Origin of the sequence: Roseburia sp. AF20-18LB (assembly GCF_003461185.1) — a bacterium.
Taxonomy (GTDB): Bacteria; Bacillota; Clostridia; order Lachnospirales; family Lachnospiraceae; genus Roseburia_C; species Roseburia_C amylophila.
This window is the reverse complement of record NZ_QTWP01000001.1, coordinates 352,965-367,797: the sequence shown is the minus strand read 5'-3', so window position 1 is coordinate 367,797 and position 14,833 is coordinate 352,965. Positions and strand designations below refer to the sequence as shown.

The following is a 14,833-nucleotide window of genomic DNA, read 5'->3' as shown; positions in this document are numbered from 1 at the left end:
ATAATCCCTGTCAGCGGAAGGTCACCTGAGTTTGTGACTTGTAGCATGTAGCAGACAGGGATTTTGCTATTTCTGATAGAAGCCTTTATTTCTTGTAGAAATCTTTGATTCCATCCATCCGGGCACTCATGTTAGAAAGCATGGCATCGAAAATAGTAATGGCAGCCATGGATTCGACAACCACAACAGCTCTTGGAACGATAATCGGATCGTGACGTCCCTTGATATTGATTTCGATTTCCTCGCCGTTTTTATTTATGGTCTTCTGGGTGGAGGCAACGGAAGGAGTCGGCTTGATGGCAGCACGGAATACAATCGGCGAGCCATCACTCATGCCGCCTAAGATACCGCCGGCGTGGTTGGTTTCTTTTGTGACAGAACCGTTTTCATCCGTTACAAAGGCATCGTTGTTGGTAAGTCCGGTAGCAGCAGCAACGGCAAATCCATCACCGATTTCAAAGCCTTTTACAGCACCAATGGAGAAAATTGCTTTGGCTAAATTTGCATCGATTTTTTCGAATACCGGGTCACCGATTCCGGCAGGAACACCGGTAATAACACATTCGATAATACCGCCGGCAGAGTTCTGCATGGCTTTGCATTCTTCCAGATAGGAAGCAGCTTTTGCAGCAGCATCTGCATCCGGCATATAGAGTGGATTCTTCGTAATTTCTGCAGTGTCAAATCTGGTTTCGTCAATGGTGATGGGACCGATGCTCTTACTGTAGGTGAGAATCTCAATGCCAAGTTCCTTTAAAATCTTTGCGGCAACCGCACCGGCAGCCACACGTCCGATAGTCTCACGACCGGAAGAACGTCCGCCACCACGGTAATCCCGGAAACCGTATTTGGCATCAAAGGTAAAGTCAGCATGTCCCGGACGATAGTAGGAAGCAATCTCACGGTAGTCTTTGGAATGCTGGTTTTCATTTACCACAATCAGTGAGATTGGAGTTCCGGTGGTTCTGCCTTCAAAGACACCGGAAAGAATATGTACTGCATCATCCTCTTTCCGCGGGGTAGAGAAAGCAGATTGTCCCGGTTTACGCCGGTTTAAATAGGTCTGTATATCTTCTTCACAAAGGGAAAGTCCGGCAGGACAGCCGTCAATTACGACACCGATTCCTGATCCGTGTGATTCTCCCCAGGTTGTAATTTTAAAGTTAGTTCCAATAGTTGAGCCTGCCATAGCATCCTCCTGATTTGTTTTTGTAAAAAAGTCAGACTCTATTATAGAAGATTTTTCAGATACTGGCAATCCCACAGTTGCAAAAAGTGCGAAAACAAGGTATGCTAGGATAGTATTTGTAAAAAGAACAGAAACAGGAGATTATATGTACGAATTATTAAAACAGGATGGAAGAGCAAAGAGGGGCATTTTTCATACCGTACATGGTGATATACAGACCCCGGTGTTTATGAATGTAGGAACGGTCGCTGCCATAAAGGGAGCTGTTTCTACCGAAGACTTAGAGCAGATTAAGACACAGGTGGAATTATCCAATACCTATCATCTACATGTACGTCCGGGAGATAAATTAATCAAAGAGCTGGGCGGACTGCACAAGTTCATGGTGTGGGACAAACCAATCCTTACCGATTCCGGTGGATTCCAGGTATTTTCACTGGCAGGACTCCGTAAAATCAAAGAAGAGGGAGTCTATTTCCATTCTCACATTGATGGAGCAAAAATTTTCATGGGACCGGAAGAAAGTATGCAGATACAGTCTAATCTGGCATCCACCATTGCCATGGCATTTGATGAATGTGCACCGGCACTGGCTGACCGTGGATATGTAGAGGCATCCGTAGCCAGAACAACCCGCTGGCTGGCACGCTGTAAGGCGGAAATGACAAGACTGAATGGGTTGGAAGATACCATTAATAAAAATCAGATGCTGTTTGGAATTAACCAGGGAGCCATTTATCCGGATATCCGGGTTGACCATGCAAAGCGAATCAGTGAATTGGATTTAGATGGCTATGCAGTAGGTGGACTTGCAGTAGGCGAGACCCACGAAGAGATGTATGATATCTTAGACCAGACCGTTCCATATCTGCCACTTGAGAAACCAACCTATCTTATGGGTGTCGGAACTCCGGCAAATATTTTAGAGGCAGTAGACCGTGGTGTGGATTTCTTTGACTGTGTATATCCGACCCGTAATGGCCGCCACGGACATCTTTATACCAATCAGGGAAAGATTAACCTTTTCAATAAGAAATATGAAAAGGATATGCGCCCAATCGAGGAAGGCTGTCAGTGTCCGACCTGCCGCCGCTACAGTAGAGCCTATGTCCGCCATTTATTAAAGGCAAAGGAAATGCTTGGTATGCGTCTTTGCGTATTGCACAATCTGTATTTCTACAATACCATGATGGAAGAAATCAGAGACGCCATTGATGCCGGCAGCTACAAGTCATACAAAGAGGAAAAACTCTATGGTATGAACCAGATAAACAGGGAAAAAGAGGCACAAATCTAAAAAAAGAATGAAATATCGGGAAAATACTTGTGAAACGCAGTCTTTTTGTGTACAATGTTTTTCATGAACTTAAGTTGTAATTCAGGAGGAAAAGAAATGTCTATTTTAGCATCACAGCAGGCACAGGCCTGGGGAAGCATTATTATGTGGGTAGTAATTATGGTTGTATTTGTATACTTCTTTATGATTCGTCCACAGAAGAAAGAAGCAAAGAAAAAAGAGCAGATGATGTCGGAGTTAGCAGTAGGTGATACCGTACTGACAACCAGCGGTTTCTACGGAATCGTAATTGATGTATCTGAAGATGATACTGTTATCGTTGAGTTTGGCAGCAACAGAAACTGCCGTATCCCAATGCAGAAAGCAGCAATTGCCGCAATCGAAAAACCGGAAGAAGCAGTAGAAGCAAAAGAAACCAAAGAGAAGAAATAAGATAAGACCTTAGAAAATCCGTGGAGTGTGCGAGATGTACAAGCCACGGATTTTTTTGAAAAGAGGGAGTAAGGTTATATGAGAATATTCAAGAAAAAATCCACGCCATTGCCCTATGATAAAATGAACAAGAAGCCTATTATAAAAGCCAGCATTTGCAATGGAGAACAGGTGGCGGGTTTTAAAGATATCCATACAGGAAAAATAGAGGAAATAATGCTGATAAAAAATGAGGCTGACCTTGATACGTTCCGGAAAATGTATGGAATTGAAGGGAAAATAGAAAAAGAATATTAAGCTCAAAAACAGAAATTCAAGAATCGAGAGAAAAGGAGCATAACCATGCAGACAGACATTAATGCAGCATATTTTAAAAGCATCATTGACCAGGACCGTTGTTCTGTTGTGATATGTAATTTAAAGCACGAAATCATTTATATGAATCCGACTGCAGTAAAAAGCTATGAGAAATGGGGCGGTGAAAGCCTTGTTGGAAGAAGTCTTTTAAACTGCCATAATGAAGAATCGCAAAAACGCATCCAGCAGGTAATCGACTGGTTCTCTGCAGATGAAAGCCACAATCTCATCTATACCTCCCATAACGTGAAGCAGAATAAAGATGTGTATATGGTTGCTTTAAGGGATGCTGAGGAAAAGCTGATTGGCTACTATGAGAAGCACGAATTCAGAAATGCGGAAACCATGGAAAAATATGATTTGTGGTAAAATGGAATATAGGAAAATGAGATAGTTTCATATCATAAATAGAGCGGTACATCGACAAAGGTGTATCGCTCTATTTAAATTCAATAATATCATTTGGAGTACAGCCTATAATGGTGCAGAGCTTTTCTAAGGTGAGTACAGTAATATTTTTGTTGTGTTTTAATCCATCCAGAGTTTTATTATCAATGCCCATCTTTAGAAGCTGGTATTGGGATATCTTTTTGGACTTCATAGTATTCCACAAATTAGCAGACAGCAAATTATCAAAGAATTTAGAAGGGGAAGCAGGTTTCCCTGATTTTGTTGTGCTGGAAAGGAAGAAAAGTCGAGATGCAGCTAAATATGGGTGCATAGAAGCAAAACGACCGTATGATAATATGGAGATAACAGAGCAGATAGAAGGACACCTTAGTTCTTATGGAAAAGTGATTTATACAAATGGACTCGTATGGAAGTTTTATAAAGAGAAAAAAGAAAACGAAAAAGTTTATATTGTAGGAAGCATCAAGTCAAAGAATAAGCAGGCTATAATCTGGGAACCGGTAGATAACTGGTATAAACTGATGAGCTTTTTAGAGGACTGGGATTGGAAATCATAAGATAGGGTTGCCATAGAAAAAAGGCAAAAAGCCAGGCATATCACACAACGTATAGCTATTAGTGTGATATGCCTTTTCTAGTCCCCTAGAAATTACTGTCATTCCATCCCCAGTCCTCAGTCGGAAAGTAAGCAACATAGATTCGCTTCTTCGGAATACCAAGCTCATTTTCTAAGAGCGTGCAGACCTTCCTTGTCATAAGATTCATCTGTGGCTTGGTCGGATAGCCGTAGCATTTCACTTCTACATAAGCAATATCTTTGGTGCTTCCTAAAAAGCAAAGAGAAGCATTCCCCTCGAACCCGGTCATCACCCAGTTTTCACCTTTGCCGAGACAGTCTCTGGTGATGATGCAGAGCTCCTTGGACAGGGCATCTTTTTTGGCAATATCTAAAGTAGCAGTCGTTTTCATGTTAATAAATGGCATTTGAAAATCCTCCTTGCAAATTGATAAGTTAATTGGCTCGTTATATAGGTGAGAGTGAAAAAGCTATGATTCATCAGAATATGGATGCTTGAAGCAAACGGTTAGAGGCACCTGGCATTTCGTACAATATCAGGCAGCACCGGCACATGGATGTGACGGTGAGGTGCAGCTTGAACATGGATGTGAATCTGCACCGGTTGCCGTACGGTATTAGTATTGCGGTAGAAATGCCTGATGCCTCTTAACGGTTTGCCTCGCATCCATATCTGATGAATCATAGAACCTTTCTCAACTCCTATAAAATACCTACCTCAAGTCTACTGTACCAATCCCATTCTGACAAGAAAAAGATTTTGTATAATAACAAGAAATCATACCAAAAGAATAGAATATAACCACAGTTTATAAATACTATGAGAAACTATAATGGTAAAATTTATTGAATTCTTCGGATAAATAAGCTATGATATAGGATAATGAGCATTACCATAATCAGTAGTTATGAAATTGGGATGCATGCAATAGGAAAAGAAAGAAGGATTTACCCATGAATTATAATGTTGGAGTAATTGCCGGTGACGGAATCGGACCGGAGATTGTAAGCGAAGCAAGAAAGGTGTTAGATGCCATTGGAGCAAAATTCGGACACACCTTTACATATGACGAGATACTGATGGGCGGTTGTTCTATCGATGCAACCGGTGTACCGCTGACCGATGATGCCATTGCACATGCAAAAGCGGCAGATGCAGTTCTGATGGGTTCCATCGGAGGAAATACAGCAACATCCCCTTGGTACAAATTAGAGCCATCCCTTCGCCCGGAGGCAGGCCTTTTGAAATTGAGAAAAGCATTGAACCTTTTTGCTAACTTAAGACCAGCATACCTTTATGAAGAATTAAAGGAAGCATGTCCACTGCGTGACGATATTATCGGAGACGGATTTGACATGATGATTATGCGTGAGCTGACCGGCGGACTTTATTTCGGAGAGAGAAAGACAGAAGAAGTTGACGGTGTGATGACGGCAACCGATACTTTGACATATAACGAAAATGAAATCCGCAGAATTGCAAAACGTGGATTTGACATTGCCATGAAACGCCGCAGGAAAGTAACCAGCGTGGATAAGGCAAACGTACTGGATTCCTCCAGACTCTGGAGAAAGATTGTAGAAGAAGTAGCAAAGGACTATCCGGAAGTAACATATGAGCATATGCTGGTAGATAACTGTGCCATGCAGTTGGTAAAAGACCCGAAGCAGTTCGATGTAATTTTAACTGAGAATATGTTTGGAGATATTTTATCGGATGAAGCAAGTATGGTAACCGGTTCCATCGGAATGTTATCCTCTGCAAGCTTAAATGATACGAAATTCGGTCTTTATGAGCCAAGCGGCGGTTCTGCACCGGACATCGCAGGAAAAGGAATTGCAAACCCGATTGCAACCATTTTAAGTGCAGCGATGATGTTAAGATATTCCTTTGATCTCGATAAAGAAGCAGATGCCATTGAAAATGCCGTAAAGAAGGTATTAAAAGCAGGCTATCGTACCATTGACATTATGCCACAGGAAGAAACAAAGAAAGCAACCGTAACCCAGGTGGGAACAGCCGGAATGGGTGACTTAATCGTAGAGAATCTGTAAGAGATAAGAAATTTTCAGACAGAACAATAAAAAAGAGAGGAAGAACGAAGATGAAGAGTGATAATGTAAAAGCCGGAATGCAGCAGGCTCCGCACAGAAGTCTTTTTAACGCTTTGGGATTTACCGAAGAAGAAATGAAGAAACCAATGGTTGGTATCGTAAGTTCTTATAATGAAATCGTACCGGGCCATATGAATCTGGATAAAATTGTAAACGCTGTAAAATTAGGTGTTGCAGAAGCAGGTGGAGTACCGGTTGTATTCCCTGCTATCGCAGTTTGTGATGGAATTGCCATGGGACATATCGGAATGAAATATTCCCTGGTAACAAGAGACTTAATTGCAGATTCCACAGAGTGTATGGCATTAGCCCATCAGTTTGATGCACTGGTTATGGTGCCAAACTGTGATAAGAACGTACCGGGACTTCTGATGGCAGCAGCAAGAATTAATGTCCCTACCGTATTTGTTTCCGGTGGTCCGATGTTAGCAGGTCATGTAAAGGGACGTAAGAGAAGTTTATCTTCCATGTTTGAGGCAGTAGGTTCCTATGCAGCAGGTACAATGACAGAGGAAGAAGTAAGAGAGTACGAAGAGAAAGTATGTCCGACCTGTGGTTCCTGTTCCGGTATGTATACCGCAAACTCCATGAACTGTCTGACCGAGGCACTTGGCATGGGCTTACGTGGAAACGGAACTATTCCTGCCGTATATTCCGAGCGTATCAAATTAGCAAAACATGCCGGAATGGCAGTTATGGATATGTATCGGAAAGATATCCGTCCAAGAGATATTATGACAAAGGATGCGATTTTAAATGCACTGACCGTAGATATGGCGTTAGGCTGCTCTACCAACAGTATGCTTCACCTGCCTGCAATCGCACATGAAGTAGGATTTGACTTTGATATTTCCTTTGCAAATCCAATCAGTGAGAAGACTCCGAACCTCTGCCACTTGGCACCGGCAGGCCCGACCTATATGGAAGACTTAAATGAAGCAGGCGGTGTCTATGCAGTCATGAAAGAATTAGCAGATGCAGGACTTTTACATACAGACTGTATGACCGTAACCGGTAAGACCGTAGGCGAGAATATCAAAGATGCAGTCAATAAGAATCCGGAAGTTATCCGTCCACTGGATAATCCGTACAGTAAGACCGGTGGTCTTGCCGTATTAAAAGGAAATCTTGCTCCGGACGGCGGTGTTGTAAAACGTTCCGCAGTCGTAGAAGAGATGATGGTTCATGAAGGACCGGCAAGAGTATTTGACTGTGAGGAAGATGCCATTGCAGCAATCAAGGGTGGCAGAATTGTTGCCGGTGATGTAGTCGTGATCCGTTATGAAGGACCAAAAGGCGGCCCTGGTATGCGTGAGATGTTAAATCCGACTTCTGCAATCGCAGGAATGGGACTTGGTTCTTCCGTAGCATTGATTACAGACGGACGTTTCTCCGGCGCAAGCCGTGGAGCTTCCATCGGTCATGTTTCACCGGAAGCAGCCGTAGGCGGACCAATTGCGTTGGTAGAAGAAGGCGATATCATCAGGATTAACATTCCGGAAATGAAGTTAGAGCTTGCAGTATCCGATGAAGAACTGGCAGCCCGTAAAGCAAAATGGCAGCCAAGAGAACCGAAGGTAACAACCGGATATCTGGCACGTTATGCTTCCATGGTTACTTCAGGAAACCGCGGTGCAATTTTACAGATTCCAGGTACCGGGGAAGAAAAATAAGAACCGGTAATCTGTAAATATACAGCAGAAAGATAAGTTGGAAAGAGAGGAAATTTCAATGCTCTTAACAGGTGCTGAAATCGTAATAGAATGTTTGAAAGAGCAGGGCGTGGATACGGTATTTGGTTATCCGGGCGGTGCAATTTTAAATGTATATGATGAGTTATATAAACATAGTAATGAAATAAAACATATTTTAACTTCCCATGAGCAGGGAGCTTCCCATGCGGCAGACGGATATGCAAGAAGCACCGGAAAAGTTGGTGTGTGCTTTGCCACCAGCGGACCGGGTGCAACTAATCTGGTAACCGGAATCGCAACCGCATATATGGATTCTGTTCCAATGGTAGCAATTACCTGTAATGTCAATGTGCCGCTTCTTGGCAAAGACAGTTTCCAGGAAATTGATATCGCAGGAATTACCATGCCGATTACCAAGCACAACTTTATTGTAAAAGATGTCAATGATCTGGCAGATACCATCCGCCGGGCATTCCGCATTGCAAAAAAAGGAAGACCGGGTCCTGTTCTTGTGGATATTCCAAAGGATGTCACTGCAAATAAGGCAGAATATAAAGCACAGCGTATTGAACCGGTACTGCGTGTGACAGAAACCATCCGGGAGGAAGATTTAGAAGAAGCAGCAGCTTTGATTCAGAAAGCGAAAAAACCATATATCTTTGTGGGCGGCGGTGCCGTGATTTCCGACTGTTCGGATGAATTGAGAGAATTTGTGGATAAGGTGGATGCACCGGTTTGTGATACCCTGATGGGAAAAGGTGCATTTAACGGAACGGATGAACGTTATACCGGAATGCTTGGAATGCATGGAACCAAGACTTCCAATCTTGGAGTCAGCGAGTGCGATCTTCTGATTGCAGTAGGTGTCCGTTTCTCAGACCGTGTGCTTGGAAATGCTAAGAAATTTGCCCATCATGCAAAAATCTTACAGTTTGATGTGGATGCGGCAGAGATTAATAAAAATATCATGGTAACAAACAGCGTGATTGGTGATTTAAAGAAGATTCTTGCAAGAATCAATCCGATGTTATCTCCGATGGAGCATAAAGAGTGGATGGAGCACATCATGGAATACAAGAAAGAATATCCATTGAGCTACCATCCGGAAGGATTAAGCGGTCCGTTCGTAATCGAAGAAATCTATCGTCAGACCAACGGAGATGCTATCATGGTAACGGAGGTCGGACAGCATCAGATGTGGGCAGCACAGTATTATAAATACAAACAGCCGCGAACACTTCTGACATCCGGTGGACTTGGAACCATGGGTTATGGACTGGGGGCAGCAATCGGTGCGCAGATAGCAAATCCGGATAAACAGGTTATCAATATTGCCGGTGACGGATGTTTCCGTATGAATATGAATGAGATTGCAACAGCAGTCCGTCAGAAGCTTCCGTTAATCGAAGTTATCATCAATAACCATGTGCTTGGAATGGTAAGACAGTGGCAGACACTTTTCTATGAGAAGCATTATTCTGCAACTGTTTTAGACGATGGAGTAGATTTTGTAAAACTGGCAGAAGCCATGGGAGCAACGGGATATCGTGCAGCCAGTCAGGCAGAATTTGTCGATATTTTGAAAAAAGCACTTGCAAGTAGTACACCAGTTGTTATAGACTGTATAATTGATAGTGATGATAAGGTGTGGCCAATGGTAGCACCGGGGGCAGCTATATCTGAGGTGTTTACCGAGGAAGATTTAAAATAATAAGCCATTACATATAGAAAGATATGTGTAAGAAGTGAGGAGGAATTAGAAAATGAGCAGAGTATATAATTTTTCTGCAGGTCCGGCAGTATTACCGGAAGAAGTTTTACAGGAAGCAGCAGATGAGATGTTAGACTACAGAGGATGTGGAATGTCCGTAATGGAGATGAGTCATCGTTCCAAAGTATATGACAACATCATCAAAGAGGCAGAAGCTGATTTAAGAGACTTAATGAATATCCCGGATAATTACAAGGTATTATTCTTACAGGGTGGAGCTTCCCAGCAGTTTGCTGCAATTCCAATGAACCTGATGAAAAATAAGAAAGCTGCATACATTGTAACTGGACAGTGGGCTAAGAAAGCTTACCAGGAAGCAAAAATGTATGGGGATGCAGTAGAAGTAGCATCTTCAGCAGATAAGACCTTCTCTTATATTCCGGATTGTTCAGATCTGGATATTCCGGAAGATGCAGATTATGTATATATCTGTGAAAACAATACGATTTATGGAACCAAGTTCAAAGAACTTCCAAATACCAAAGGACATACACTTGTTGCAGACGTATCTTCCTGCTTCTTATCAGAACCGGTTGATGTAACCAAATACGGAGTAATCTACGGCGGCGTTCAGAAGAACGTTGGACCTGCAGGTGTTGTAATCGTAATCATTCGTGAAGACTTAATTACAGATGATGTTCTTCCGGGAACACCTACCATGTTAAAATACAAGACTCAGGCAGACGCAGATTCTCTTTACAATACACCACCATGCTACGGCATATATATCTGTGGTAAAGTATTCAAATGGTTAAAGAAGATGGGCGGACTCGAAGTTATGAAACAGCGTAACGAAGAGAAAGCTAAGATTCTTTATGATTTCTTAGATCAGAGCAAGTTATTCAAGGGAACTGTAGTTCCAAAAGACCGTTCTCTTATGAACGTACCATTCGTTACCGGTGATGCTGACTTAGATGCAAAATTCGTCAAAGAAGCAACCGAAGCTGGTTTTGTAAACTTAAAAGGACACAGAACCGTTGGCGGTATGCGTGCCAGCATTTATAATGCAATGCCAAAAGAGGGTGTTGAGAAGCTGGTGGCATTTATGAAGAAGTTTGAGGAGGAGAACGCATAATGTTTAACTATACATGTTTAAATCCAATCGCTGGTGTAGGCTTAGACCTTTTGTCAGATGAATATAACAAAGTAGATGATATCAAAGATGCACAGGCAGTCTTAGTAAGAAGTGCAGCAATGCATGATATGGAACTTCCAAAGACTTTGGAAGTTGTTGCAAGAGCAGGTGCAGGTGTAAATAATATCCCATTGGATAAATGTGCAGAAGCAGGTATCGTAGTATTCAATACACCGGGTGCAAACGCAAATGGTGTAAAGGAACTGGTATTTGCAGGAATGTTATTGGCAGCCCGTGACGTAGTCGGTGGAATCGAATGGGTGAAAGGCGAGGAAGGCAATGCAGATGTTGCAAAACTTGCTGAGAAACAGAAGAAGAACTTTGCCGGAAGCGAAATTGCAGGAAAGAAGCTTGGCGTTATCGGACTTGGTGCCATCGGTGTTAAAGTAGCAAATGCTGCAACACATCTTGGAATGGAAGTATACGGATATGACCCATACATTTCTGTAAATGCTGCATGGAGCTTATCACGCAATGTAAATCATGTAAATGCTGTAGAAGAAATTTACAAGAACTGTGATTATATCACAATTCATGTTCCACTTTTAGATTCTACCAAGAAAATGATTAATGCAGAAGCAATTGCAATGATGAAACCTACCACTGTAGTATTGAACTTTGCAAGAGACTTACTGGTTGATGAAGAGGCAATGGTAGCAGCATTAGAGGAAGGAAAGATTGCAAAATATGTCAGCGACTTCCCAAATCCAACCACAGTTGGAAAGAAAGGCTGTATCGTAACTCCTCATATTGGAGCTTCTACCGAAGAATCCGAAGATAACTGTGCAGTAATGGCAGTAAAAGAGATTCGTGATTTCTTAGAGAATGGAAATATTACACATTCTGTAAACTATCCGGACTGCAATATGGGCGAGTGCAAGAGTGCAGGAAGACTGTTACTGTTACACCGTAACGTAAAGGGAATGATCAGTAGCTATACTTCTATTTTAGGAGATGCAAATATCAACATTTCTGATATGACTAATAAGAGCCGTGGCGATTATGCATGTACACTGCTTGATGTAGATGCACCTGTTACCAAAGAAGTAGAAGAGAAACTTCAGACCTTAGATGGTGTATTAAAGGTTCGTATTGTAAAATAATAAATGCAGGTGAGAAAAAGATAATATATGGACTGCCCGGTTACGCCGCGACAGTCCATTTCTCTTACGCAGGAAACTCACAAAGCGTGTTTTTCGCAATTACGCAGGAAGGAGAAAACAATGGCAGATATCAGACCATTTTTATGTATCAGACCAAGAGAGGATGAGGCGGCAGAGATTGCAGCACTTCCGTATGATGTATATAACAGAGAAGAAGCAAAGAAAGCGGTAGAAGGACATGACAAAAGCTTTCTTCGCATTGACCGTGCCGAGACACAGTTTGATGATTCCGTAGACACTTATGCACCGGAGGTATATAAGAAAGCCCATGACATGCTCTGGGATATGGTAGCAGAAGGTGATTTCGTAAAAGAAGAGAAACCGTGCTATTATATTTACGAACTGACCATGGACGGAAGGGTGCAGACCGGTATTACAGCCTGTGCTTCGATTGATGATTATCAGAATCAGGTCATTAAAAAACATGAGAATACCAGAGCAGATAAAGAGCAGGACAGAATCAATCATGTAAATATCTGTGATGCACAGACCGGACCGATTTTCTTAGCATACCGTTCCAATGATGTCATCAATGCAGTGGTAGAGAAGGTAAAGAAGACAGCACCTCTTTATGATTTTGTGGCAGAGGATGGAATCGGACATCGTGTATACAGAATTGCAGAGGCAGAAGATATTGCGGCTATCGAGGAAGCATTTGCAAAGATAAAAGAAATTTATATCGCAGACGGTCATCATCGTGCAGCATCCGCAGTAAAGGTAGGACTGATGCGGAGAGCAGAGCATCCGGATTATGACGGAACTGAGGAATTTAACTATTTCTTATCCGTATTATTCCCGGATGACCAGCTTATGATTATGGATTATAACCGTGTGGTAAAAGACTTAAATGGAATGACAGAAGAGGAATTCCTTGGAAAGATGAACGACCTGTTTGAAGTGGGCACGCCACAGAAGAAAGCGGTTCATCCGGCTGAAAAAGGAAGTTTCAGCATGTACCTTGGGGATAACTGGTATGCCTGCCGGATGAAAGAAGCGGATTTAAGCAGTGACCCGGTAGATGGGCTGGACGTATCAATTTTACAGAATGTGTTACTGCATCCGGTACTTGGCATTGAAGACCCGAAGACCGATAAGCGGATTGATTTCGTAGGTGGAATTCGTGGACTGGAGGAATTGGAGCGCAGAGTACATAGTGACTGTAAAGTGGCATTTGCCATGTATCCGACCAGCATCGGAGAGTTGTTTGCAGTAGCAGATGCCGGAAGACTGATGCCGCCGAAATCCACCTGGTTTGAGCCAAAACTTCGCAGTGGATTATTTATTCATGCACTTTCATAATAACTTTCATAAATAACTGGAGGATATTAAAATGGGATTTTATCTGACCGCATTAGAGGCCAGCACAGAGGGCATTACAGCGGAAGAAGTCAGCGATGCTATTGAACAGATGAAGAAACCGGGCGTGGTACGTACTTACCTGGAGGGGCTGGTGCCGGATTTACTGGCGTTTCTCTTTCAGGTGGTGATTGCCTGCGTGGTATATGCCATTGGCGTAAAGTTAATCAAGCTTTTCCGGAAACTCGTCCGGAAATGGCTGGATAAAAAGGATGCTGACAAGGGTGTAAAACAGTTTATGGATGCACTGGTCAAGTGCATTGGATATTTTTTCTTGATTGTAATCATTCTTTCGCTTTTTGGAATTGCAACCACATCTGTAATGGCAATTGCAGGTTCTGCAGGACTGACGGTAGGCCTGGCACTGCAGGGAAGCTTATCCAACTTTGCCGGCGGCGTATTAATACTGATGTTAAAACCGTTTAAAGTGGGGGATTATATTGTAGAAGACAGCCATGGCAACGAAGGAACGGTAACAGAGATTTCGATTTTCTACACCAAGTTAAAGAGTGTTGACAATAAGATTATCGTAATTCCAAATGGAATCTTAGCCAACAGCAGCCTTACCAATGTAACCTACAGTGAGAAACGCAGGATTGACCTGGAAGTAGGGGTGTCCTATTCGGCGGATTTAAAGAAGACGAAGGCTGTGATAGAGCAGTTGCTTCTTTCCGAAGAACGCCGGCTTAAGGACGAGGCGGTGCAGGTCTTTGTATCGGAATTGGGAGACAGCAGTGTTACCATTGGTGCAAGAGTGTGGGTGCCGACTGATTTATACTGGGATATCCGCTGGTCACTGACTGAGGAGATGAAAAATGCCCTGGATGAAAATGGAATCGAAATTCCATTCCCGCAGCTTGATGTCAACGTAAAGAATCCGGTATAAAATCGGACAAAAAAGTGAAAAAGTTTGACAAATATTGGAAAATATGCTACTGTTAGCCATGTAGTCGTGCACAATTTTGTGCAACTTTTTAGATTTATTGTGTATTAGGAGGAAAAAGAAATGCAGGGAACTGTAAAATGGTTTAACGCAAAGAAGGGTTATGGATTTATCTCAGATGCAGAAGGAAATGATGTATTCGTTCATTTCTCCGCATTAAATATGGATGGATTCAAAGAGCTTAAAGATGGAGAAGCAGTTGAATTTGAGGTAGTAGAAGGAGAAAAAGGACCTCAGGCAGCTAACGTAGTTCGCTTAGGTTAATTCGTATAGAGTTGAATATGAAATAAGCGCAGAGCAGGAAGATGGATATCCGTCTTCCTGTTTTTAGGTTTATCAGGTGTAAATGTAAAAAAAATGTGTTATACTGATAAAGACTGTGAGTCAGATTAT

Annotated in this window: 17 protein-coding genes; 14 read left to right on the top strand and 3 right to left on the bottom strand. The window is 42.4% G+C overall.

The window, feature by feature from the left end; translation table 11 throughout:
• Positions 1 to 85: 85 nt before the first annotated feature.
• Complete coding sequence (aroC, locus tag DWX65_RS01815; protein ID WP_118172663.1) at positions 86 to 1,189, bottom strand: chorismate synthase; 1,104 nt, start codon at positions 1,187 to 1,189, stop codon at positions 86 to 88.
• Between the two features lie 145 nt (positions 1,190 to 1,334).
• Here aroC and tgt point away from each other — a divergent pair, with 145 nt between their 5' ends.
• From tgt to DWX65_RS01795, 4 genes are all read left to right on the top strand, one after another.
• Complete coding sequence (gene tgt / locus DWX65_RS01810) at positions 1,335 to 2,486, top strand: tRNA guanosine(34) transglycosylase Tgt (RefSeq protein WP_117840953.1); 1,152 nt, start codon at positions 1,335 to 1,337, stop codon at positions 2,484 to 2,486.
• A gap of 96 nt (positions 2,487 to 2,582) precedes the next feature.
• Positions 2,583 to 2,918, top strand: a complete 336-nt coding sequence (gene yajC, locus DWX65_RS01805; protein ID WP_022243061.1) for a preprotein translocase subunit YajC — start codon at positions 2,583 to 2,585, stop codon at positions 2,916 to 2,918.
• Positions 2,919 to 2,996: 78 nt separating this feature from the next.
• The gene (locus DWX65_RS01800; RefSeq protein WP_118172662.1) at positions 2,997 to 3,215 is read left to right on the top strand and encodes an aspartate dehydrogenase; all 219 of its coding nucleotides are present in this window, start codon (positions 2,997 to 2,999) and stop codon (positions 3,213 to 3,215) included.
• A 45-nt stretch (positions 3,216 to 3,260) separates the two neighbouring features.
• On the top strand, positions 3,261 to 3,644 hold the full coding sequence (locus tag DWX65_RS01795; protein WP_118172661.1) for a PAS domain-containing protein: 384 nt from the start codon (positions 3,261 to 3,263) through the stop codon (positions 3,642 to 3,644).
• Between the two features lie 70 nt (positions 3,645 to 3,714).
• Here DWX65_RS01795 and DWX65_RS15660 read toward each other — a convergent pair whose 3' ends face one another.
• Positions 3,715 to 3,837 (bottom strand): helix-turn-helix domain-containing protein, encoded by a 123-nt coding sequence (locus tag DWX65_RS15660; RefSeq protein WP_334294266.1) that lies wholly within the window; start codon positions 3,835 to 3,837, stop codon positions 3,715 to 3,717.
• Here DWX65_RS15660 and DWX65_RS15290 point away from each other — a divergent pair.
• Positions 3,830 to 4,243, top strand: a complete 414-nt coding sequence (locus tag DWX65_RS15290; protein WP_242997808.1) for a hypothetical protein — start codon at positions 3,830 to 3,832, stop codon at positions 4,241 to 4,243. The two genes, DWX65_RS15660 and DWX65_RS15290, sit on opposite strands and share 8 nt — an antisense overlap.
• Before the next feature lie 85 nt (positions 4,244 to 4,328).
• On the opposite strand, the gene DWX65_RS01780 is transcribed toward DWX65_RS15290, so the two are convergent.
• Positions 4,329 to 4,670: a phenylpyruvate tautomerase MIF-related protein gene (locus DWX65_RS01780; RefSeq protein WP_022243052.1), complete on the bottom strand. Its 342-nt coding sequence runs from the start codon at positions 4,668 to 4,670 to the stop codon at positions 4,329 to 4,331.
• An 88-nt stretch (positions 4,671 to 4,758) separates the two neighbouring features.
• Here DWX65_RS01780 and DWX65_RS15465 point away from each other — a divergent pair, with 88 nt between their 5' ends.
• The 9 genes from DWX65_RS15465 (at position 4,759) to DWX65_RS01740 (ending at position 14,704) form a co-directional block, all read left to right on the top strand.
• Positions 4,759 to 4,884 (top strand): hypothetical protein, encoded by a 126-nt coding sequence (locus tag DWX65_RS15465; protein ID WP_262623428.1) that lies wholly within the window; start codon positions 4,759 to 4,761, stop codon positions 4,882 to 4,884.
• Between the two features lie 333 nt (positions 4,885 to 5,217).
• On the top strand, positions 5,218 to 6,318 hold the full coding sequence (gene leuB, locus DWX65_RS01775; RefSeq protein ID WP_118172659.1) for a 3-isopropylmalate dehydrogenase: 1,101 nt from the start codon (positions 5,218 to 5,220) through the stop codon (positions 6,316 to 6,318).
• Positions 6,319 to 6,368: 50 nt separating this feature from the next.
• Complete coding sequence (gene ilvD, locus DWX65_RS01770) at positions 6,369 to 8,051, top strand: dihydroxy-acid dehydratase (protein WP_118172658.1); 1,683 nt, start codon at positions 6,369 to 6,371, stop codon at positions 8,049 to 8,051.
• A gap of 58 nt (positions 8,052 to 8,109) precedes the next feature.
• Positions 8,110 to 9,783 (top strand): biosynthetic-type acetolactate synthase large subunit, encoded by a 1,674-nt coding sequence (ilvB, locus tag DWX65_RS01765; protein WP_118172657.1) that lies wholly within the window; start codon positions 8,110 to 8,112, stop codon positions 9,781 to 9,783.
• A gap of 52 nt (positions 9,784 to 9,835) precedes the next feature.
• Positions 9,836 to 10,918 (top strand): 3-phosphoserine/phosphohydroxythreonine transaminase, encoded by a 1,083-nt coding sequence (serC, locus tag DWX65_RS01760; protein ID WP_022243048.1) that lies wholly within the window; start codon positions 9,836 to 9,838, stop codon positions 10,916 to 10,918.
• A complete protein-coding gene (locus tag DWX65_RS01755) occupies positions 10,918 to 12,081 on the top strand; it encodes a phosphoglycerate dehydrogenase (protein ID WP_022243047.1) in 1,164 nt (387 codons plus the stop codon). Before serC ends, DWX65_RS01755 begins: the two co-directional genes overlap by 1 nt.
• Before the next feature lie 120 nt (positions 12,082 to 12,201).
• A complete protein-coding gene (locus tag DWX65_RS01750) occupies positions 12,202 to 13,440 on the top strand; it encodes a DUF1015 domain-containing protein (protein ID WP_118172656.1) in 1,239 nt (412 codons plus the stop codon).
• Between the two features lie 31 nt (positions 13,441 to 13,471).
• On the top strand, positions 13,472 to 14,383 hold the full coding sequence (locus DWX65_RS01745) for a mechanosensitive ion channel family protein (protein ID WP_118172655.1): 912 nt from the start codon (positions 13,472 to 13,474) through the stop codon (positions 14,381 to 14,383).
• 120 nt (positions 14,384 to 14,503) lie between these two features.
• Positions 14,504 to 14,704: a cold shock domain-containing protein gene (locus tag DWX65_RS01740; RefSeq protein WP_022243044.1), complete on the top strand. Its 201-nt coding sequence runs from the start codon at positions 14,504 to 14,506 to the stop codon at positions 14,702 to 14,704.
• Positions 14,705 to 14,833 lie beyond the last annotated feature (129 nt).